Source organism: Rhodococcus tibetensis (assembly GCF_024438035.1).
GTDB lineage: Bacteria > Actinomycetota > Actinomycetes > Mycobacteriales > Mycobacteriaceae > Rhodococcus_F > Rhodococcus_F tibetensis.
Map to the genome: position 1 here is coordinate 94,470 of NZ_JANFQF010000018.1, position 19,577 is coordinate 114,046.

The 19,577-nt window shown below is 66.0% G+C and carries 20 protein-coding genes; 5 read left to right on the top strand and 15 right to left on the bottom strand.

Going from position 1 to position 19,577, the window contains the following annotated elements:
• Positions 1-12: 12 nt before the first annotated feature.
• The 11 genes from ahcY to NOF53_RS20200 form a co-directional block, all read right to left on the bottom strand.
• Positions 13-1,497, bottom strand: coding sequence for an adenosylhomocysteinase (gene ahcY, locus NOF53_RS20150; RefSeq protein WP_255971971.1), 1,485 nt, complete (start codon positions 1,495-1,497; stop codon positions 13-15).
• 84 nt (positions 1,498-1,581) lie between these two features.
• Positions 1,582-2,208 (bottom strand): TetR/AcrR family transcriptional regulator, encoded by a 627-nt coding sequence (locus NOF53_RS20155; RefSeq protein ID WP_255971973.1) that lies wholly within the window; start codon positions 2,206-2,208, stop codon positions 1,582-1,584.
• A 76-nt stretch (positions 2,209-2,284) separates the two neighbouring features.
• Positions 2,285-2,467 carry a rubredoxin gene (locus NOF53_RS20160; RefSeq protein WP_255971975.1) on the bottom strand — a complete coding sequence of 61 codons (183 nt, stop codon included), beginning with the start codon at positions 2,465-2,467 and terminating at the stop codon, positions 2,285-2,287.
• Positions 2,464-2,649: a rubredoxin gene (locus NOF53_RS20165; protein WP_255971977.1), complete on the bottom strand. Its 186-nt coding sequence runs from the start codon at positions 2,647-2,649 to the stop codon at positions 2,464-2,466. Before NOF53_RS20165 ends, NOF53_RS20160 begins: the two co-directional genes overlap by 4 nt.
• The gene (locus tag NOF53_RS20170; protein ID WP_255971979.1) at positions 2,646-3,869 is read right to left on the bottom strand and encodes an alkane 1-monooxygenase; all 1,224 of its coding nucleotides are present in this window, start codon (positions 3,867-3,869) and stop codon (positions 2,646-2,648) included. The genes NOF53_RS20165 and NOF53_RS20170 overlap by 4 nt, the downstream gene beginning before the upstream one ends.
• Positions 3,870-4,062: 193 nt before the next feature.
• The gene (locus tag NOF53_RS20175; protein ID WP_255971981.1) at positions 4,063-5,571 is read right to left on the bottom strand and encodes an amino acid permease; all 1,509 of its coding nucleotides are present in this window, start codon (positions 5,569-5,571) and stop codon (positions 4,063-4,065) included.
• A gap of 33 nt (positions 5,572-5,604) precedes the next feature.
• A complete protein-coding gene (locus NOF53_RS20180; protein ID WP_255971983.1) occupies positions 5,605-6,525 on the bottom strand; it encodes a cation diffusion facilitator family transporter in 921 nt (306 codons plus the stop codon).
• A 76-nt stretch (positions 6,526-6,601) separates the two neighbouring features.
• Positions 6,602-7,834, bottom strand: coding sequence for a mannose-6-phosphate isomerase, class I (manA, locus tag NOF53_RS20185; protein ID WP_255971985.1), 1,233 nt, complete (start codon positions 7,832-7,834; stop codon positions 6,602-6,604).
• Complete coding sequence (locus NOF53_RS20190) at positions 7,834-8,907, bottom strand: tobH protein (protein WP_255971987.1); 1,074 nt, start codon at positions 8,905-8,907, stop codon at positions 7,834-7,836. Before NOF53_RS20190 ends, manA begins: the two co-directional genes overlap by 1 nt.
• Before the next feature lie 86 nt (positions 8,908-8,993).
• Positions 8,994-10,361, bottom strand: a complete 1,368-nt coding sequence (locus NOF53_RS20195; RefSeq protein WP_255971989.1) for a phosphomannomutase/phosphoglucomutase — start codon at positions 10,359-10,361, stop codon at positions 8,994-8,996.
• 125 nt (positions 10,362-10,486) lie between these two features.
• Complete coding sequence (locus NOF53_RS20200) at positions 10,487-10,882, bottom strand: DUF3499 domain-containing protein (RefSeq protein WP_255971991.1); 396 nt, start codon at positions 10,880-10,882, stop codon at positions 10,487-10,489.
• A gap of 80 nt (positions 10,883-10,962) precedes the next feature.
• On the opposite strand from NOF53_RS20200, the gene NOF53_RS20205 reads away from it, so the two are divergent.
• Positions 10,963-11,454 (top strand): metallopeptidase family protein, encoded by a 492-nt coding sequence (locus NOF53_RS20205; RefSeq protein WP_255971993.1) that lies wholly within the window; start codon positions 10,963-10,965, stop codon positions 11,452-11,454.
• Here NOF53_RS20205 and NOF53_RS20210 read toward each other — a convergent pair whose 3' ends face one another.
• Positions 11,455-11,715 carry a WhiB family transcriptional regulator gene (locus NOF53_RS20210; RefSeq protein WP_255972043.1) on the bottom strand — a complete coding sequence of 87 codons (261 nt, stop codon included), beginning with the start codon at positions 11,713-11,715 and terminating at the stop codon, positions 11,455-11,457.
• Between the two features lie 467 nt (positions 11,716-12,182).
• Between NOF53_RS20210 and cofD the strand changes: the two genes are divergently transcribed.
• Genes cofD through NOF53_RS20225 form a run of 3 tightly spaced genes read left to right on the top strand, consistent with a single transcriptional unit; the run spans position 12,183 to position 15,068 of the window.
• Positions 12,183-13,172: a 2-phospho-L-lactate transferase gene (gene cofD, locus NOF53_RS20215; protein ID WP_255971995.1), complete on the top strand. Its 990-nt coding sequence runs from the start codon at positions 12,183-12,185 to the stop codon at positions 13,170-13,172.
• Positions 13,169-14,509 carry a coenzyme F420-0:L-glutamate ligase gene (locus NOF53_RS20220; RefSeq protein ID WP_255971997.1) on the top strand — a complete coding sequence of 447 codons (1,341 nt, stop codon included), beginning with the start codon at positions 13,169-13,171 and terminating at the stop codon, positions 14,507-14,509. The genes cofD and NOF53_RS20220 overlap by 4 nt, the downstream gene beginning before the upstream one ends.
• Before the next feature lie 10 nt (positions 14,510-14,519).
• Positions 14,520-15,068: an NUDIX hydrolase gene (locus NOF53_RS20225; RefSeq protein ID WP_255971999.1), complete on the top strand. Its 549-nt coding sequence runs from the start codon at positions 14,520-14,522 to the stop codon at positions 15,066-15,068.
• Between the two features lie 68 nt (positions 15,069-15,136).
• Here the strand turns inward: NOF53_RS20225 and manB are convergent, their stop codons facing one another.
• From manB to rfbD, 3 genes are read right to left on the bottom strand one after another with little or no spacing between them, the layout of a single operon-like run.
• A complete protein-coding gene (gene manB / locus NOF53_RS20230; RefSeq protein WP_255972001.1) occupies positions 15,137-16,216 on the bottom strand; it encodes a mannose-1-phosphate guanylyltransferase in 1,080 nt (359 codons plus the stop codon).
• Complete coding sequence (locus NOF53_RS20235; RefSeq protein ID WP_255972002.1) at positions 16,206-17,105, bottom strand: glycosyltransferase family 2 protein; 900 nt, start codon at positions 17,103-17,105, stop codon at positions 16,206-16,208. Before NOF53_RS20235 ends, manB begins: the two co-directional genes overlap by 11 nt.
• Before the next feature lie 34 nt (positions 17,106-17,139).
• Positions 17,140-17,988, bottom strand: coding sequence for a dTDP-4-dehydrorhamnose reductase (gene rfbD, locus NOF53_RS20240; RefSeq protein WP_255972004.1), 849 nt, complete (start codon positions 17,986-17,988; stop codon positions 17,140-17,142).
• A 66-nt stretch (positions 17,989-18,054) separates the two neighbouring features.
• Here rfbD and NOF53_RS20245 point away from each other — a divergent pair, with 66 nt between their 5' ends.
• On the top strand, positions 18,055-19,566 hold the full coding sequence (locus tag NOF53_RS20245) for an LCP family protein (RefSeq protein WP_445263536.1): 1,512 nt from the start codon (positions 18,055-18,057) through the stop codon (positions 19,564-19,566).
• Positions 19,567-19,577 lie beyond the last annotated feature (11 nt).

The following is a 19,577-nucleotide window of genomic DNA, read 5'->3' on the forward strand; positions in this document are numbered from 1 at the left end:
ACGCCATGACCTCTAGTAGCGGTAGTGCTCGGGCTTGAACGGTCCCTCGACGTCGACGCCGATGTACTCCGCCTGCTCCTTGGTGAGCTTGGTGAGAGTGCCGCCGAGCGCCTCGACGTGTATCTTGGCAACCTTCTCGTCCAGATGCTTGGGCAGCCGGTACACCTCGTTGTCGTACTCGTCCGGCTTGGTCCACAGCTCGATCTGCGCGATGACCTGGTTGGAGAAGCTGTTGCTCATCACGAACGACGGATGGCCGGTCGCGTTGCCGAGGTTCAAGAGGCGTCCCTCGGACAGCACGATGATGGAGTGACCGTCCTGGAAGCGGAACTCGTCCACCTGAGGCTTGATGTTGATACGGGTCACCTCAACGGACCGCTCGAGACCTGCCATGTCGATCTCGTTGTCGAAGTGACCGATGTTGCCCAGGATGGCCTGGTGCTTCATCTGCTTCATGTGCTCGAAGGTGATGATCTCCTTGTTGCCCGTGGACGTGATGACGATGTCAGCCCAGCCGATGGCCTGCTCGACCGTCTTGACCTCGAAGCCGTCCATGAGGGCCTGGAGTGCGTTGATCGGATCGACCTCGGTGACCGCGACGCGTGCGCCCTGTCCCCGGAGCGCCTCGGCGCAGCCCTTGCCGACGTCACCGTAGCCACAGACGAGCGCGGCCTTGCCACCGATCAGCACGTCGGTGCCGCGGTTGATGCCGTCGAGCAGCGAGTGACGTGTGCCGTACTTGTTGTCGAACTTGCTCTTGGTGACCGAGTCGTTGACGTTGATGGCCGGGAAGGTGAGTTCGCCGGCAGCCGCGACCTGGTACAGCCGCAGAACTCCGGTGGTGGTCTCCTCCGTGACCCCCTGCACGGATTCGGCGATCTTCGACCACTTGCCCTTGTCCGCCTCGAGGGAGCGGCGCAGCAGGTTGAGGAAGACCTTGTACTCGTCGGAATCCTGGTCGTCGTCCGTGGGTGGCACGACACCGGCCTTCTCGAACTGCGCGCCCTTGAGGACCAGCATCGTGGCGTCGCCGCCGTCGTCGAGGATCATGTTCGCCGGCTTGTCGGCGTCCGGCCACGTGAGCATCTGCTCTGCGGCCCACCAGTACTCCTCGAGGGTCTCGCCCTTCCACGCGAAGACCGGGGTGCCCTTCGGCTCTTCCGGCGTTCCGTGCGGGCCGACCACGATGGCAGCGGCGGCGTGATCCTGGGTGGAGAAGATGTTGCACGACGCCCAGCGGACCTCGGCACCCAGCGCTGTGAGCGTCTCGATGAGGACCGCGGTCTGAATGGTCATGTGCAGCGATCCGGAGATACGTGCGCCCTTCAGCGGGAGCACCTCCGCGTACTCGCGGCGAAGCGCCATCAGTCCCGGCATCTCGTGCTCGGCGAGCCGAATCTCCTTGCGGCCGAACTCGGCGAGCGAAAGGTCCGCCACCTTGAAATCGATCCCGTTACGGCTCTCGGCCACGGGCGTGGTTGAAACTGAGGTCGTCATCTGCCTCTCCTGGTTGGCTGCTGTTTCGATCAAGGCTATCGGTACGGCCGCCCGAGGGTGACACTCAGACGACAGTCCGCGTGCTCAGCCTTCCAGCCGATCGGCCCCGTCGACTGCCTTGTCCACGAAAGGCCCGAGGAGGGCACCGAGATCCTCGGCCACGTTGGCCTCCGACTCGGGCGGCATCGAGATGTAACTCATAGCGAGCCGCACGATGGCGCGGCTCAGAATTCCCGCGTCCACCACACTCGCCCGCACCCAGCCGCGGTGGAAAACCTCTGCCAGCCGCGTCGACGCCCGCTCGATGATGGGCGCACTCTCGGTCGTGATCAACCGCAGCAGGTCCGGTTTGGTTTCGCCGCGCAGCAGCGACTGCACCAAGGGATCGGAGAGACTCGCGGCGAAGAACGCGGTGAAGCCTGAGAGGAGTGCGGCTCGGCCCTGTCCGACGTTGGCGACCAACGCCTCGTCGACCGAATCGACCAATTCGTCCGCCAATCGCAGCGCGTAGGCCTCCGCGAGCCCCTGCCGGGACTTGAATTCGTTGTACAGGGTCTGGCGGCTCACCCCGGCACCGGCCGCGACGTCCGACATGGTGATGTCGGACCAGTCCTTCTCGAACAACAGATCGCGCATGGCGTCGAGCACCGACTGACGCAGCAGCAGCCGCGTGGCCTCCTGGTAGGACACTCTGACACGCGACGAAGTCATGTCCAAGACATTAGTGCCCGGCGCCGGACGCCTGCGCGTCCGGTACGCGGCCACGTCGGACACTCTCACCCGGAAGTCAGCTCCACTCGATCTCGACCATGAAGAAGTCCGCTTTCGCCGCGCCGCAATCGGGGCAACTCCAGTCGTCCGGGATGTCGTCCCAACGAGTTCCGGGTTCGATACCGTCCTCGGGCCACCCCAGCGACTCGTCGTATTCGAAGCCGCACTGCACACACTGGTAAAGCTTGTATTCGGTCATGTCGCGCCTCCTGTTGTTGTCGCTACTTCGTCGAAATCGATCTTCTCCCGCACCCCGCAGTCGGGGCAGCACCAGCCCTCGGGGATCGAATCCCATTGCGTGCCAGGAGGGAACCCTTCCCGCGGCGCGCCTGCCGCCTCGTCGTAGACGTACTCACAGACCGGACACCGGTACGCGCTCATGCCGCGGCTCCGTACTTCGCGAGCACCTTGGCGCGCTTCGCGGGGTGGATGTTGACACGGGTGATGTCGCCGTCGTAGTGAGCGAGCACCCGGGGGTCCATCACCTTGCGCCACAGCGGCGGAAAGTAGGCGAGCGTGATCATGCTGGCGTAACCACTGGGGAGGTTCGGAGCACCGTCCATGCTCCGCAACGTCTGGTAACGCCGGGTGGGATTGGCGTGGTGATCGCTGTGGCGCTGCAAGTGGTAGAGGAAGATGTTGGTGCAGATGTGATCGCTGTTCCAACTGTGCTCGGGAGTGCAACGTTCGTAGCGGCCACTTGCCGTCTTCTGCCTGCGCAGCCCGTAGTGCTCGAGATAGTTGACCGTCTCGAGCAGGCAGAAGCCGAAGGCCGCCTGGATCAGCAGATATGGTGCGATCTCGAGGCCGAACACCGCCAGCAGGGCACCGAACAGCACGACCGACATCGACCAGGCGTTGAGGACATCGTTGTGAATTGTCCACGGCCTCTTGCCCAGCCGGTCCAACCGCGCTTTCTCGAGTCGCCAGGACGAGGTCAGGCCGCCCCACACACTGCGCGGCAGGAATGCCCACAACGACTCGCCCATACGTGAGCTCGCCGGATCCTCCGGCGTGGCCACCCGCACGTGGTGTCCGCGATTGTGCTCGATGTAGAAGTGGCCGTAGAACGACTGCGCCAGAGTGACCTTGGACAGCCACCGTTCGAGTTCGTCCTTCTTGTGACCGAGCTCGTGCGCGGTATTGATCCCGATTCCCGCCACACAACCGATGCTGATCGCGAGGCCGATCTCCGACACCACACCGAGACCACCTTCGATACCCAGCCAACTGAGATCGGACGCGGACCACAGGTAGCAGGCAGTCACCAGGCTGAGGATCTGGAACGGAATGTAGGCGTAGGTGCAGTACCGGTAGTACTTGTCGTGCTCCAGCCGGTCCATCACCTCGTCGGGCGGGTTGTCACCGTCCGGGCCGAAGAATACGTCGAGAATCGGCAGCAGGACATACACCAGCAGCGGCCCGATCCACCACCACACCGGCGCCACCGCGTCGAGACCGACCCGGCCCGAAGCCCACACGAGCCCGATCGCCAGGAACACCGCGGTGGGCGGTATCAGCCCCAGCAGCCACAGGTAGCGCTTCTTGTCCCGCCACTGCTCGGCCGGCACTGCCGATTCCGGTTGTAGCTGCGTCGCCATTCCCACTCCTTCACCCTGGGCCCCATCGCGTGAGGTAGATCACCACTGAGATAGACAATACGCCGCAGTACGTTCCCCTTATAGACAAATTCTCTATTTTGTAAACTAAATCGATCAAGACTGAAGGCAGAGAAAAGCCCGCCGGGGAAGCGCCGTGTGGCGCTTCCCCGGCGGGCCGGAAATAACAGCTCGGTCAGATCACCTCGCCGCGACTGCGCCTGCCCATCATGGAATGCCTGCGGCTGTACGCGAAGTAGATGATCACCCCGAGCAGCATCCACACGACGAACCGGATCCACGTTTCGACGGAAAGGTTGAACATCAACCACAGGCACGCCAGCACGGCCAGGATCGGCACCAGCGGAACCAGCGGCACGCGGAACCCACGGGGCAAGTCGGGCCGGGTCCGGCGCAGCACGATGACGCCGACCGAGACCAGGACGAAGGCGAACAACGTGCCGATATTCACCATCTCCTCGAGAGTGCCGATCGGGAAGAAGCCCGCGAGGACAGCCACCACGACACCGACGAGCACCGTGATGCGGACCGGTGTGCCGTGCTTGCCGGTGGGTGCCAGCCGTCTCGGCATCAGTCCGTCCCGCGACATGGCGAACAGCACCCGGGATTGGCCGAGCATGAGCACCATCACTACGGTCGTCAGACCGGCCAATGCACCGAAGGAGATCAGATTCTTCGCCCACGTGATGCCGTGAATGTCGAAGGCGGTCGCCAAGTTGGACGTATCTCCGGCCAAGTCGTGATAGTCGACCATCCCGGTGAGCACCAGGGTGACCGCCACGTAGAGCACGGTCACGATCAGCAGCGAGCCGAGGATGCCGCGGGGCAGCGCCTTTTGTGGGTTCTTGGTCTCCTCGGCGGTGGTGGCGACGATGTCGAAACCGATGAAGGCGAAGAAGACGAGGCTTGCCGCGGCGAGGAGTCCGTACCAGCCGAACGTGCTGCCACCGGCGCCTGTCACATAGGAGAACAGCGACTGGTGGATGCCCTCACCGGTGTCCGAGGGCTCGGACGGCGGGATGTACGGCGAGTAGTTGTCGGCCTCGATATAGAACGCGCCTACGACTACGACCACGAGCACAACGGCCACCTTGATCGTCGTGATGACGAGCGACACTCGTGACGACAGCTTGGTTCCCGTGACCAGCAGTACGGTGATGATCGCGACGATCATCACGGCACCCCAGTCGAACTTCCAGGATCCGAACTGGGCGATCGGAGTATGGTTTCCGATCACTTCCCCGAGGTAGAGGGACCAGCCCTTGGCGACGACCGAGGCGGCGAGCGCGAACTCGAGAATGAGGTCCCACCCGATGATCCAGGCGACGAACTCACCGAACGTCGCGTACGAGAAGGTGTACGCGCTGCCGGCCACCGGAACGGTCGAGGCGAACTCGGCGTAGCAGAGAGCCGCGAGGCCACACGCGATGGCGGCGATCACGAAGGCCGCCGACACGGCAGGCCCCGCGACGTTTCCGGCGGTCCGGGCGGTAAGGGTGAAGATGCCGGCACCGATGACGACGGCGACACCGAAGACCGTGAGGTCCCACGCCGTCAGGTCTTTCCGGAGCTTGGTCTCCGGCTCGTCCGTGTCCCTGATCGACTGCTCGATCGACTTGGTCCGGAACAGCCCGTTGGCGCGACCGCTCAGCTCCGGTCCACTGCCTTTGTCCTGGATGGCCACATCAGCCTCCTCAATCGAAAGTTGCCGTTCAGCCTATGCTTCGGTTGCTCTGAACAGGTCGGGTTCAAGGTAGATGCGGTGGACCGCCGGAACGGCTTCACGCACCCGGGCTTCGGCCTCGTCGATGGCCGTCGCCACGGCCTGAATGTCCGAGCCGGGCGCCACCGCCACCTTTGCCGCCACGAGGATTTCCTCTGGTCCGAGGTATTGCGTCTTGCAGTGGATGACGCGTTCGATCTTCTGTCCGTCGACCAGCGCGGTGAGGATGCGCGCCTCCTCGTCCGCGGTGGCGCCCTCACCGATGAGCAAGCTCTGCATCTCGACGATGAGGATGATCGCGATAACTCCGAGGAGGCCGCCGATGCAGAGGGTGCCGATGCCGTCCCACACCGGATCTCCGGTGACCATCGTCAGTCCGACACCCCCCAGCGCCAGAAACAGACCGACGAGTGCGCCGGTGTCTTCGAGCAGAACGACGGGAAGTTCAGGGCTGCGCGATGTGCGGATGAAACCCCACCACGACGCCTCGCCCTTGAGGGGGCGGGATTCACGCACGGCAGTGATGAAGCTGAACGTCTCGAGCCCGATGGCCACCACCAGGATCACGACTGCGACCAACGGGGAGGTGAGCCCTTCCGGGTGCTGAATCTTGTGCACGCCCTCGTAGATGGCGAACAGCGAACCGAGACTGAACAACACGAGTGCGACGACGAACGAGTAGAAGTAGCGGCTACGCCCGTACCCGAACTGGTGCAACTCGTCAGCGCTACGCTCGGCCTTCTTCTGGCCGAGCAGGAGCAGACCCTGGTTGGACGTGTCCGCCACCGAGTGCACGGATTCGGCGAGCATGGATGACGAACCGGTGATCAGGAAGCCGGCGAACTTGGCGACCGCGATGCCCGCATTGGCCCCGAGTGCCGCGAGAATCGCCTTCCTTCCCCCATGGGCCGACAACTGACCACTCCTCTCGCTCGTAGCGCCCTCGTAACGGGCCCACGGCCCGTCTCCGGATCGCTGGGCGGCTCACAGGCTACGCGATGGGTGCGCCGACTCTCGCACTGAACAGCTGGGCACGTTCCGATGTCGCGGTCACCGAAACTTCGGGGTCCTCGGCCGCGATCCAGACGGCACTGCCCTGCTCGACGTCGAGGCTTTGACTACCGCACCGCAAGTGCACCGAACCCGCGGTGCAGAGCAGAATGTGCGGACCTTCCGTCCGGAAGCGGTGTTCGGCACGACCGTTCGACGACAGATCGATCCTCGTCAGACAGAACTCAGGCGCGGGTGAGACATACATGAACTCGGCGCTGCCGGGTAGTTCCTCTGCCTCGAGAACCGGGATGTCGACGGAATCGAAATCGAGCACCCGGAGCAGTTCGGGAACGTCGACGTGCTTGGGGGTGAGTCCACCACGCAGAACGTTGTCCGAGTTGGCCATGATTTCCACGGCCATACCGTGCAGGTACGCGTGGAGGTTTCCGGCTGCGAGATAGAGCCCCTGCCCAGGCTCGAGGGTGACCCTGTTCAGCAGTAGCGCGGCGAGTACGCCCGCGTCGCCCGGATACACCTCACTCAATTCGAGCGCGGTTCGGATCTCGGCAACGAACTCGCCGTCCTTGGAGCCTGACAGGTAGTCGACGCACCCGTCGAGCACGCGGGGCATCAGCGCACTGAGGACGGGCTGGGGCAACGTGATCCAGGTGGTGAACAACGCACGCAACCCGTCCGAGTCGGGTTGTCCCGCAATCAACCCGGCGTACGGCTGGAGTTCGGGAACCGCGATCGCATCGAGAAGCTCCACCGTCCGCTTCGGATCCCGGAACCCGGCAAGTGCGTCGAACCGGCTGAGCGCGACCACGAGCTCAGGCTTGTGACTGTCGTCCTTGTAGTTGCGAATCGAGGATCCGAGCGCGATACCCAGCTCGTTCTCGCGAGCGAAACCTTCGCGGGCCTGGTCCGCACTGGGGTGCGCCTGTAACGACAACGGCTCCTCGGCGGCAAGCAGTTTGAGGAGGAACGGGAGGCGTTCACCGAAGGTGTCGACGCTGCGGCGACCGAGTTGCCGTTCAGGCTCGGAACGCACCAGATCCAGCAGTGACCGCTCCCCCTCGTCGGTGACGACGCGAGCAGGATCTGCCGGATGGGCACCGAGCCACAGTTCCGCTTCCGGATGTGCGGTCGGAACCGGCAGTCCGCGCAGCTCAGCGATAGCGGTGCGCGATCCCCATGCATAGGATCGGAGCGCACCTTCGAGTCGGTGCACTAGATACCGCCGATCAACTGCAGGTACGCGGCCGTCATGTCGAGCCGCCCCACGAGAACCGCTGCCTGCTCGAGTTCCGACCGCTGCGATGGCGGGGTGGCTTCGTCGGACGCTGCGACGACGAGGTCGGCGTCCCCCAGCACCGCGGTCTTGCGTTCCGTCAGCATCTTCTCGGCCTCGGCCGAGAAGACAAAGGTACGGACAGGACTGGCGGAGGGCGGACCGTCGAGTTCCGGGTCGTGGAAGATCGGGTCGGTGACGGTCGCCGCCACGCGGAAGGTGCTCGCCGCACTCAGTACGTCGGACAATTCGGACGCGGTTGCCACCCTGCCCGCGTGGAGTAGCGCCTCGGCACCGTGACGCGCCAGTTCCATTGCGCTCTCGGTGTCCCCGGTGAGTACCACCCGGCGTCCCTGCATCCGAGAGGCCAGAGACTTCGCCGGATTGTGAAACACCTCGTTGGTCGGGCGATCGCGAAGTGCCTCGTTGTCGACGGCGTCGGCGAGTTGCTCGAGATCGGGCACCTCGTCACCCCACCGCTCGGATCCGACCACGCGAAGGACCGCGAGGAGGACGGCGAAGTACCGCAGCAGACCGTGCCGGGTCAGTGCCTGGATTCTCGGCGAGAACATCAGCACCCGTCCCGCCGCGACAGCCTGCAACGGCCCCTCGTCGGGCGCGGCCACCACCACCTCGGCGCCACGGCGCACAGCCGCGTCGATGGCCTGCACGAGTCGCGGATCACCGGCGTCGTCGCCGGCAACCACGACCACGTCGAGCGGTCCGACCCAGACGGGCGTACTGGCGGCGCGCACGAGGGGGAACCCGATCCGTTCGGCGAGGACCGCGGTGAGGATCGCGGCCCCGCGGCTCGCCCGCCCCGAGCCGGTCACCACCACTACACTGCGCGGCCGAAGACCCCGCAGTCTTTCGAGAGCCCCCTCCTCGACGGCGGACCTGGTGGCCCGGATGTGGGCACCGCCCATCGCCGCGGACCGGAGAACTCCCAGGGTGTCCGCGGCAACCAGTGCGTCGCCGTCGTCGAGATCCAACAGGGGCGTCGGCGCTGTCATGACACCGCACCCCCTTTCTCTTTTCTCGGTGCAAACCTCATCGGAGCTTGTCTGCGTGCAGGACCCGCTATACCCAACTATGGCAGTCAGGATCGGACGATGCCCAGTATCTCGGTAACGAGTGCGTCTACGTCTTCGGCCGTGGGCGCTTCCACGTTGAGCCGTAGCAGCGGTTCGGTATTGGAAGCCCGCAGATTGAACCAGGCGTTGCCGGCCAGATCGACGGTGACGCCATCGAGCCGGTCGACGCTCGTAGTGCGGTCGGCGAACGCCGACACGACCGCGGCTGTCCGCTCCTCGGCGTCGGCGACCGTGGAGTTGATCTCCCCGGAAGCCGCGTACCGCTCGTACTTGGCCATCAGCTCGGACAGCGGACGCCCCTGCTCCCCGAGCGCGGCGAGCACGTGCAGTCCGGCCAGCATCCCGGAGTCAGCGCCCCAGAAGGAGCGGAAATAGTAGTGCGCGGAGTGCTCGCCGCCGAAGACCGCGCCGGTTTCGGCCATCTGCTGCTTGATGAAGGAATGTCCGACCCTCGTGCGCACCGGGGACCCGCCCAGCTCGGTGACAAGTTCCGGGACCGCCCGCGACGTGATGAGGTTGTGGATGACGGTCGCGCCGGGCTCCTTCGCCAGCTCACGCTCGGCAACGAGTGCCGTCACTGCCGACGGTGAGACCGGGTTGCCCTTCTCGTCCACCACGAAGCAGCGGTCGGCGTCACCGTCGAATGCCAGACCGATGTCGGCACCCGTCCTCCGCACATGCTCCTGGAGATCAACGAGGTTGGCAGGGTCGAGCGGATTCGCCTCGTGATTGGGGAACGTACCGTCGAGTTCGAAGAACAGCGGTTCCAGCTCCACCGGCATGGGCTCGAACACGGCGGGCACCGTGTGCCCGCCCATCCCGTTGCCTGCGTCGACCGCGACCTTCAAGGGACGCATGTCGGCGAGATCCACCAGGCCACGGATGAAGCTCGCGTACTGCCCCAGCACGTCCTCTTCCGTCACCGCACCGGGCGCACCGTCGAACTCGGGGACTCCGTCGATGACATCCGCCGCGATCGTCGCCAGGCCGGTCTCCTGGCCGACCGGCTTGGCCCCCGCACGGCAGAGCTTGATGCCGTTGTACTCGGCAGGATTGTGGCTCGCGGTGAACATCGCCCCGGGGCAGTCGAACAGTCCCGACGCGAAGTACAACTGATCGGTAGACGCCAGGCCGATGAGGACCACGTCGACACCCTGATCCGTGACGCCGTCGGCGAAGGCCTTCACGAGGTCCGGGGAGGACGCCCGCATGTCGTGGCCGACGACCACCTTGGTGGCGCCGTCGTCGCGCACGAGTCGCGCGAAGGCGCCGCCGACGTCCTGGACGAACGCGGCATCGATGAGTTCACCGACCACACCACGCACGTCGTAAGCCTTGATCACGGCATGTACGGACTCGGCTGATCGCGCCACTTCTGTTTTCTCCTTTGCGAGCACCAGTGCTGGCGCCAGCCTAATGCCTGCCCGCCGCGGGCACGGCAGGGCAACCGCGAGACGGCGCTCACGGCGCTGACGCTTCGGGAAGGACCAGCAGGAACTCAGTTGGCAGGGTCGGGAAGAACCCGCAGGTGGCCACGGCGGCCGGTTCGTACCGGTGGGGTGTGCGTGCCGGTGTCGGCGCGCTCCTCCGTGGAGGCGGCTCGTTCGGAGCGCCCGCGATCGCCCAAGCCCGCCTCCCGCACGGCCTCCGCCAACGCGGTCAAATCATCCTCGTCCGGCGTGCTCGAAGAGAATCCGCCCTCGTACCGGACCAGTTCCCAACCCTTCGGTGCGGTGATCCGCGAAGCGTGGGTGTCGCACAGATCCCAGGAATGAGGCTCGTCGACGGTGGCGAGTGGACCCACGACAGCGGTGGAGTCCGAATAGACGTACGTGAGCGTCGCAACAGCGGGGTTCTTGCACCCGGGGCGGCAGCATCGACGCAGAGATCTCACAGCTAGGGAGCCTAGCCCCAGGAGGGCCCGACACCTACTCGGACACACCGGGAGTCTGCGGCTGTCGTAATGTCCAGTCCATGTCCAGAGCACGACGCAGGCGTCCGGTGACCACCCGATCAGTCGACCGTCGGGGACGCGGAATTCGCGGGTCGGTGTTTCCTCCCGACGCGCCCGCACGGCGAAGTCGCGCGGAGAAGTTCGATCTCGTGGTGCTCGAAGCGTTCGCGCCGATCGACGCACAGTGGCGCGAGCGCCTGACGAAGCTGGACATCGCCGTGGACGAGGTCCCGAAAATTCATGCGCTGGACCCGGATTCGGTGAACTGGCCCCCCGAGGTCGTGGCGGACGGGCCCGTGCCGCTGTCCCGGCTGATACCCGCGGGTATCGACCGGCACGGCACTGCCACCCGGGCGCGGGTCGTCCTGTTCCGCCGACCGCTGGAACAGCGCGCGAAAGACCCGGACGATCTCACCGACCTGGTGCACGACGTGCTCGTACAGCAGGTGAGCACCTACCTCGGCGTCGAACCGGAGGTCATCGACCCCGACCTGCCGGGCGCGGAGGACTGACTAGACGATTCCCCGCTTGAGGCGCCGGCGCTCACGCTCCGACAGGCCACCCCAGATGCCGAACCGCTCGTCGTTGGCCAGCGCGTAGTCGAGGCACTCGTCCTTGACTTCGCAGCCCAAGCAGATCCGCTTGGCTTCCCGCGTGGAGCCACCCTTCTCCGGGAAGAATGCCTCGGGATCGGTCTGCGCGCACAGCGCGCGTTCCTGCCACTGATCCTCGATGGTCTCGAAAAGCTGATCGAAACCGGTCACCACGCTCAACGCCGGGCGGGTGCCCGCCGTTTCGATCTCCTGAGCGACGAGTTGTCGCACCGGACTTTCGCTTCCCCTGCCTTCTTGCACACAGACTTCTTGAACACAGACGCCGTCTGCTGCGCCTGCTTCGGAATTGGTCTGCGGTTCGTCGCTTACTGTGCTCCAGCGAGTCTCCGACTCGACCTGCTCATTGGGCATCGCTCCGCCTCCTCACCTGTGATAGCGCAGAAAATTTCGATCGTTCACGTACCCCGAACCGAACACCCCTGCCATCCGTTCGAACAAGCGTTCGAATTGATCCCCGCTGCAAGAGATTCCACGCCCACAACGTCGGAATGACATATTTGTGATTAGACACGCCCAGCGTGTCGCGGTCAAGCTAAGCCGAAAATGTCCATTAGTATTTCGCGCTCGAAATCGCCTTGGGGAAGCAGCCGACCGGCTCCGCCGGAGCACCGCCTAGGCTTTGCTTCGTGAACGTGACTGTATTGGTGGGCGGGGTCGGCGGGGCTCGATTCCTGCAAGGCGTGCGCAGACTTCTCGGCACCGACGGTGCGCACGAAGAGGGCCACTCCCCCGGCCATCGGATCACCGCCGTCGTCAACGTCGGTGACGACGTGTGGATGCACGGACTGCGCATCTGCCCCGACCTGGACACCTGCATGTACACCCTCGGCGGCGGCATCGACACCGAGCGTGGGTGGGGGCATGCGGGAGAGACCTGGAACGCCAAGGAGGAACTCGCCGCGTACGGCGCCAAACCCGACTGGTTCGGTCTGGGCGACCGCGACATCGCCACCCACCTCATTCGCACTCAGATGCTGCGCACGGGTTATCCGTTGTCGGCCGTCACCGAGGCCTTGTGCAATCGCTGGCAGCCGGGTGTCGCACTGTTGCCCGTTACCGACGACCGCAGCGAGACGCATGTGGTGATCACGGATCCCGAAGACGGCGAGCAGCGCGCAATCCACTTCCAGGAATGGTGGGTTCGGCACCGCGCAAAGGTTCCGACACACAGCTTCGCGCACATCGGCGCCGAGCAGGCGAAGCCGGCTCCCGGAGTGGTGGAGGCGATCGAGTCCGCGGACATCGTCCTGCTCGCCCCGTCGAATCCTGTGGTCAGCATCGGCGCGATCCTTGCGGTGCCCGGCATCCGCGGAGCCTTGCGCACCACCGCCGCGAAGGTCGTCGGCGTCTCTCCCATCATCGGCGGAAAGCCGTTGCGCGGCATGGCAGACGAATGCCTCGACGTCATCGGGGTCGAGACGTCGGCGGAGGCGATCGGCCGCTACTATGGGGCGCGCAGCGGGACCGGAATCCTCGACGGCTGGCTGGTGCACGACACCGACAACGCCGACGTTCCCGGTGTCGAAGTTCGCAGTGTGCCGTTGATCATGACCGACCCCGACGCGACGGCCAGGATGGTGCAGGCCGCCCTCGACGTTGCCGGGGTACCGCTGTGATCGACCACGCGCCGGGCGGCCCCCTGGAGATCCTCCCGGTCCTCGGACTACCCGAGTTCCGCCCCGGGGACGACCTCGCCGCCGCCGTGGTCGCGGCGGCGTCGTGGCTGCGGGACGGCGACGTGCTGGTGGTCACCAGCAAGGTGTTCTCGAAGGTCGAGGGCCGCATCGTGTCCTCCCCCACCGATCCCGACGAGAGAGACGCCGTCCGACGGCGCCTCGTCGAACAGGAAGCCGTCCGCATCGTCGCCCGCAAGGGACGCACACTGATCACCGAGAATCGCCTCGGGATCGTCCAAGCGGCATCGGGGATCGACGGATCCAATGTCGAGGGGTCCGAACTCGCGCTGCTGCCCGAGGATCCGGATCTCAGCGCCCGTGGGCTCCGGGACGCGATCAAGGCTGCCCTCGGTGTCACCGTCGCCGTCGTCGTCACCGACACGATGGGACGGGCGTGGCGCAATGGGCAGATCGATGCCGCGATCGGCGCAGTCGGCCTTCCCGTCCTGCACGCGTATGCCGGGGCCCGCGACGGCCAGGGCAACGAACTGATCGTCACCGAGGTGGCGATCGCCGACGAGATCGCCGCGGCAGGCGATCTGGTGAAGGGCAAACTCGGCGGTGTACCGGTCGCCGTCGTGCGCGGCCTCGACCTCGGTGACGACGGATCCAGCGCGCGGGATCTGATCCGGCGTGGGCCGGAAGACCTGTTCTGGCTCGGAACCGCCGAATCGCTGGCACAGGGCAGATCAGAAGCGCTTCTGCTGCGCCGCTCGATTCGACAGTTCTCCGACGAGCCTGTCGACGCCGGCGCCGTTCGCGCAGCAATCTCCGAAGCGCTCACCGCTCCCGCGCCACACCACACTCGCCCGGTTCGTTTCGTCTGGATCCGGACCCTCGCGATCCGGGATGAACTGTTGTCTCGCATGCGAGATCAGTGGCGCGCCGATCTCGCGTCCGACGGCATGGACGCGGCCGCCGTCGAGGCCCGGGTGGCGCGGGGGAACATCTTGTTCGACGCCCCCGAGGTCATCATCCCGTTCTGTGTTCCCGACGGCGCACACACCTACCCCGACGCGCGCAGGCAGGCGGCCGAATCGACCATGTTCACGGCGGCTGTGGGCGCGGCTGTACAGGGGCTCCTGGTATCGCTGGCGGTCAAGGGAATCGGCAGTTGCTGGATCGGCTCCACCATCTTCGCCGCCGACGTGGTGCGCACCGTCCTGGACCTGCCCGCCGACTGGCGACCGCTCGGTGCGATCGCGGTCGGCCATCCCGTGGAACCGCTCGCTCCGCGCGAAGTCCCCGATTCCGCCGACGCCCTCCTCGAACGGTGACCGCCGCGACATGAGCGCCGAAACTCTGCACCGGTCCGCCACCGAGGTGCTCGCGTCCTGGAAAACGGTGAGCGAGAGCGACGAATCGTTGCGCCATACCATGCTTGCGTTCCTCGGCTCCGCACCGCTCGGCTGCCTCCGCGAGCACGCCCCCGGTCACATCACGGCGTCGTCGCTGGTTCTGGACGAGAGCGGATGCCATGTGCTCCTCACACTGCATCCCCGGGTCGGCCGGTGGATCCAGTTGGGTGGGCACTGCGAGGCAACGGACGAGACCGTCGTCGATGCGGCACTGCGCGAGGCCTGCGAGGAGTCGGGCATCCCGGACCTGCGGATCGATGCGGAATTACTCTCCGCGCATACACATGCGATCACGTGCTCCCTCGGGCAGCCGACCCGGCACCTCGATCTGCGCTTCCTCGTCCGGGCCCGGCCCGACGCGCACATCGTGCGCAGTTCCGAGTCGACAGACCTGCGCTGGTGGCCGGTGGACGCGCTCCCGCCCGACGCGGAGAAGTCCACGATCGACCACTTGGTCCATCTCGCCGGACTACGCTGAGCAGAACCTCGGTCAGGGGAACCGATGGAGCGGCCCGCAGCGCGGGTCGTCCTGCGTCGCCACGCATTTCACACGTCGGTGCTGAAACGCACTCCGCCGTCGGGAAGCGTCACGCCCGGCCACACCCGGGCCCCGCGCAACAACTCACACCGAGCACCGATGTCGGCTCCGTCGCCGATCACCGCGTCGCGGACGAGAGCCCGCGGACCGATGCGCGCACCGAAACCGATGATGGAACGTTCCACGGTTGCGCCTGCCTCGACGACTGCCCCGTCGAACAGCACGGCGCCGTCGAGGCGTGCACCCGCTCCTACCTCGGCGCCGCGTCCGACCACGGTCCCGCCGATCAGCAAGGCACCCGGCGCGACGCCCGCTCCCGGGTGCACCAGTGATTCGCCGCGGGGCCCGTCGAGCGCCGGCGACGGCGCAATGCCCCGCACCAGGTCCGCCGAGCCTCGGACGAAGTCCTCCGGGGTGCCCATGTCACGCCAGTACGACGAGTCCACGTGCCCGTAGACCCGCGCGCCCTCGGCCAGCAGAGCCGGAAAGACCTCGCGCTCCACAGACACGGGGCGTCCGGACGGGATCTGTTCGATGATGTCGCGCTTGAACACGTAGCAACCGGCGTTGATCTGGTCGGTCGGCGGGTCCTGGGTCTTCTCCAGGAACGCGGTGACCCGTCCCTCCGCATCGGTGGGAACACAACCGAACGCCCGCGGATCCCCCACCCGCACGAGGTGCAGTGTGACGTCGGCTTCGGTCGTACGATGCGTGTCGAGGATTCCCCCGAGATCGGTACCGCCGAGCACGTCACCGTTGAAGACCATGGTGTTCTCGCCGCGCAGTTTCGGAAGCACGTTGCGGATGCCGCCACCGGTTCCGAGAGGTTCGGTCTCGGTGACGTAGTCGATCTCGAGACCCAGTTTGGACCCGTCACCGAAGTGTTCCTCGAACACCTCCGCCTTGAAGGACGTGCCGAGGACGACGTGCGTGATGCCCGCGGCCGCGATGCGCGCCAGCAGATGGGTGAGGAACGGCAGACCCGCCGTGGGCAGCATCGGCTTCGGCGCCGACAACGTCAATGGGCGAAGCCGGGTGCCCTTGCCCCCCACCAGCACCACTGCATCGGTCTTCTGTTCACCTGTCATCGGACGCTGCCCCCTCGTTGGAATTTCGTTGTCGTTCCCGCACTGCCGCAGCCACCGCCACCTTCGACCGCACCGCCAATCCTCCTCGGAGGGCCCACCGCAGCGGCGCCTGCCACCAGTGCGGGTGCCGATCCGCCTGGAAGCGGTACGCACTCTGATGGTGTGCGGGCAACATCAGTTCGGGATGCTTTCCGGCGGCGTGTCCCTTGGCGTGCGTGACCTCGGCGGACGGGACATGGACATTGAGCCACCCCGCCTTGCCCAGCCGGTCACCGAGATCGACATCCTCCATGTACATGAAGTAGCGGGAGTCGAAACCGTTGATCGAATCGAACGCCGCTCGACGGATCAGCAGACACGACCCGGACAACCACCCGACCGCGCGCTCACTGAGCGACTCGTTCTCCTGTCGGTAGCCGGCAGTCCAGGGGTTGGACGGCCATACCGTTCCCAGAACGGCGTGGCCTGCACCCGACACCAGGTCGGGGACCTGGCGTGCCGAGGGATACACACTTCCGTCGGGTTCGAGCACGAGGGGACCGAGCGCCCCGGCCCGTGGCCACCGCTCGGCAGCCGCGAGAAGAACGTCGATCGATCCGGGCGCCCACCGAACATCCGGATTGGCTACGACGACGAACTCGATCTCTTCGTCGATCTCCGCCACAGCCCTGTTGACGGCACCGCCGTAACCGATGTTCCCGCCGGTGCGTAGCAGGCGTACGTGGTCGTACGCCTTGTCGGCGGCCTCGGGTGCGCCATCTGTCGATCCGTTGTCAGCCATCACGACCTGCGGATCTTCTTTCGTCGCCTCGGCGAGAGTGTCCAGGAAATGTTCCAGATGCTCGCCTGGCGAATAGGTAACCGTCACCACGGCCAGCTTCGAACTCACGCGGGCAAGCGTAGCCGTTCCGGGACGCCCCGCCTCACACGACCGTTGTCAGCGCTGCGCGCAGGGCGTCGCGCCACGGCCGCATCGGAGTAAGGCCCGCGGCTGCCCACGAGTTCTGAGACAGGACAGAGAACGCCGGGCGCGGGGCGGGACGCACGAACTGGGCACTCGAGCACGGGCGCACTCGCTCGGGGTCGGCGCCAACCTCCTCGAATACCGCTCGGGCGAGGTCGTACCAGCTGGCCCGCCCTGCATTGGTGGCATGCAGAATCGGTGCCACGACGTCGGTGCGGTGGGCCAACTCCAGAAGTGCAGCGGCGAGGTCACCTGCGAATGTGGGCGATCCCACTTGATCGTTCACCACGTCGATCGTGTCGCGCTCACGTTCGAGCCGGAGCATCGTGGCCACGAAGTCGGAACCCGCACCGCTGTAGACCCACGCGGTTCGCACGACGTGGGCAGCGGGCAGCGCTGCGTGCACAGCGCGCTCACCGGCCAGTTTGGTGCGTCCGTACGCTGTCGCCGGCGCCGTCGGCGCGTCTACCTCGTACGGCGTGTCCGCACGCCCGGCGAACACGTAGTCGGTGGAGACGTGGATCAGTCGTGCGCCCATCCGGGCACAGGCCGCGGCGAGAATCGCCGGGCCGCGTTCGTTGACGACGAGGGCCCTCTCCTCGTCGGATTCGGCGGCATCCACCGCGGTATAGGCCGCGCAGTTGATCACCACCGATCGGCCTTCGACCTGCGCGTCCACTGCGTCGGGGTCGGTGATGTCGAGCTCGTCCGAACCCACACCCCGAACTGCGATACCTGCTGCCTCGGCGCGGCGAAGGAGGTGTCCTCCCAGTTGTCCCCGGGCGCCGGTCACAAGGATTTCCGTCACGCGGTCAGTCTGGCACGCCGATCGCCGCGTCCCTGTTCCGAACGCGCCGACCAGTAGCCTGGTTGCGTGTCACACGAGCAACCCGAACCGGGCGAACCCCCGAGGACGTCCCGGCATCCCGTCCACATCGCGGTGACCGTGCTGTCGGTGCTCGCACTCGTCGTCACCGGTTTCGCGTGGCGGAGCATCGACTCGCTACGCAACAACCTGGCAACCGCGGGCGGTCTCGGACTCGGCGGAAGCGCCGACGGCGCCGTCGACATCCTCATGGTCGGTACGGACAGCCGCACCGATGCCCACGGCAACCCACTGTCCCAGGAGGAACTCGACTCACTGCGCGCGGGCGAAGAGGTGGCGTCCAACACCGACACCATCGTCCTGATCCGCGTCCCCAACGACGGCAGTTCCGCCACCGCCATTTCCATCCCCCGCGACTCCTACGTCGACGTACCGGGAATCGGCAAGTCCAAGATCAATGCGGCATACGGCGCAACCAAGGAGACGGAGCGGCTGAAGCTCGTCGAGGGTGGTTCGACGGACAAGGAGGCCGAGGAGCAGTCGACGGAGTCCGGCCGTGAGGCGCTGATCGAATCGGTCGCGGAATTGACCGGTATCACCGTCGACCACTACGCCGAGGTCGGATTGCTCGGATTCGTCCTGCTCACCAACGCGGTGGGCGGCGTAGACGTGTGCCTCAACGAGCCGGTGGACGAGGACCTGTCGGGGGCACATTTCCCGGCCGGCGAGCAGTCGCTGAAGGGCGCCGACGCGTTGAGCTTCGTCCGGCAGCGCCACGATCTTCCTCGCGGTGATCTCGACCGCATCGTGCGGCAGCAGGTGTTCATGGCGTCGCTCGTGGGCAAGGTGCTCTCGGCGAAAACACTCAGCGATCCCGGCAAACTGAACGAACTGAGCGCCGCCGTCCAACGATCCGTCGTACTCGACGACGACTGGGACATCATCGAATTCGCCACCCAATTGCAGGACCTGGCCGGTGGCAAGGTGCAGTTCGAGACGATTCCGGTCGCCGACCTCAACGGCATGACCGACTACGGCGAGTCCATCGTCGAGGTCGATCCGAAGGCCGTGAAGAAGTACGTGACGGGTCTCGTCGGCGAAGAACCGAGCGACGCCGAGAACACCACGACCACGCCGGACATCGACACCTCCACGGTGACCGTGGACGTTGCGAATGCCAGCGACATCGGTGGCCTCGCCACCGGGGTGTCCGATGCGCTCACCGCGCTCGGCTACGGACAGGGTGAGGTCGGCAACTACACGGGCACCTCGGTGAGTTCCACCACGGTCTTCGCGCACTCCGCGGACGACGACAGCGCCAAGGCCGTCGCATCAGCACTCGGTGGACTGCCCACCGACACGGATTCGACTCTGCCCGAGGGCTCGGTGCGCGTGGTGCTCTCCGACGACTACGACGGACCCACATCGGCGGAGACGACCTCCACGAGCGGATCCGCCGAGACCGCGGGCACCTCGTCCGCGTCAGGCACCTCGCCCACCCCGGCACCGCCCGGCCCGCCTATCGATGCCGGCTCGTCCGGCCCGCGCTGTGTGAACTAGAGAACGAGAAA

Coding starts and splice junctions, on each gene's coding strand:
- ahcY (WP_255971971.1), bottom strand. CDS start 1,497: ATGACGACCTCAGTTTCAACCACGCCCGTGGCCGAGAGCCGTAACGGG.
- NOF53_RS20155 (WP_255971973.1), bottom strand. CDS start 2,208: ATGACTTCGTCGCGTGTCAGAGTGTCCTACCAGGAGGCCACGCGGCTG.
- NOF53_RS20160 (WP_255971975.1), bottom strand. CDS start 2,467: ATGACCGAATACAAGCTTTACCAGTGTGTGCAGTGCGGCTTCGAATAC.
- NOF53_RS20165 (WP_255971977.1), bottom strand. CDS start 2,649: ATGAGCGCGTACCGGTGTCCGGTCTGTGAGTACGTCTACGACGAGGCG.
- NOF53_RS20170 (WP_255971979.1), bottom strand. CDS start 3,869: ATGGCGACGCAGCTACAACCGGAATCGGCAGTGCCGGCCGAGCAGTGG.
- NOF53_RS20190 (WP_255971987.1), bottom strand. CDS start 8,907: ATGACAGCGCCGACGCCCCTGTTGGATCTCGACGACGGCGACGCACTG.
- NOF53_RS20205 (WP_255971993.1), top strand. CDS start 10,963: ATGTCCAGAGCACGACGCAGGCGTCCGGTGACCACCCGATCAGTCGAC.
- NOF53_RS20225 (WP_255971999.1), top strand. CDS start 14,520: ATGAGCGCCGAAACTCTGCACCGGTCCGCCACCGAGGTGCTCGCGTCC.
- manB (WP_255972001.1), bottom strand. CDS start 16,216: ATGACAGGTGAACAGAAGACCGATGCAGTGGTGCTGGTGGGGGGCAAG.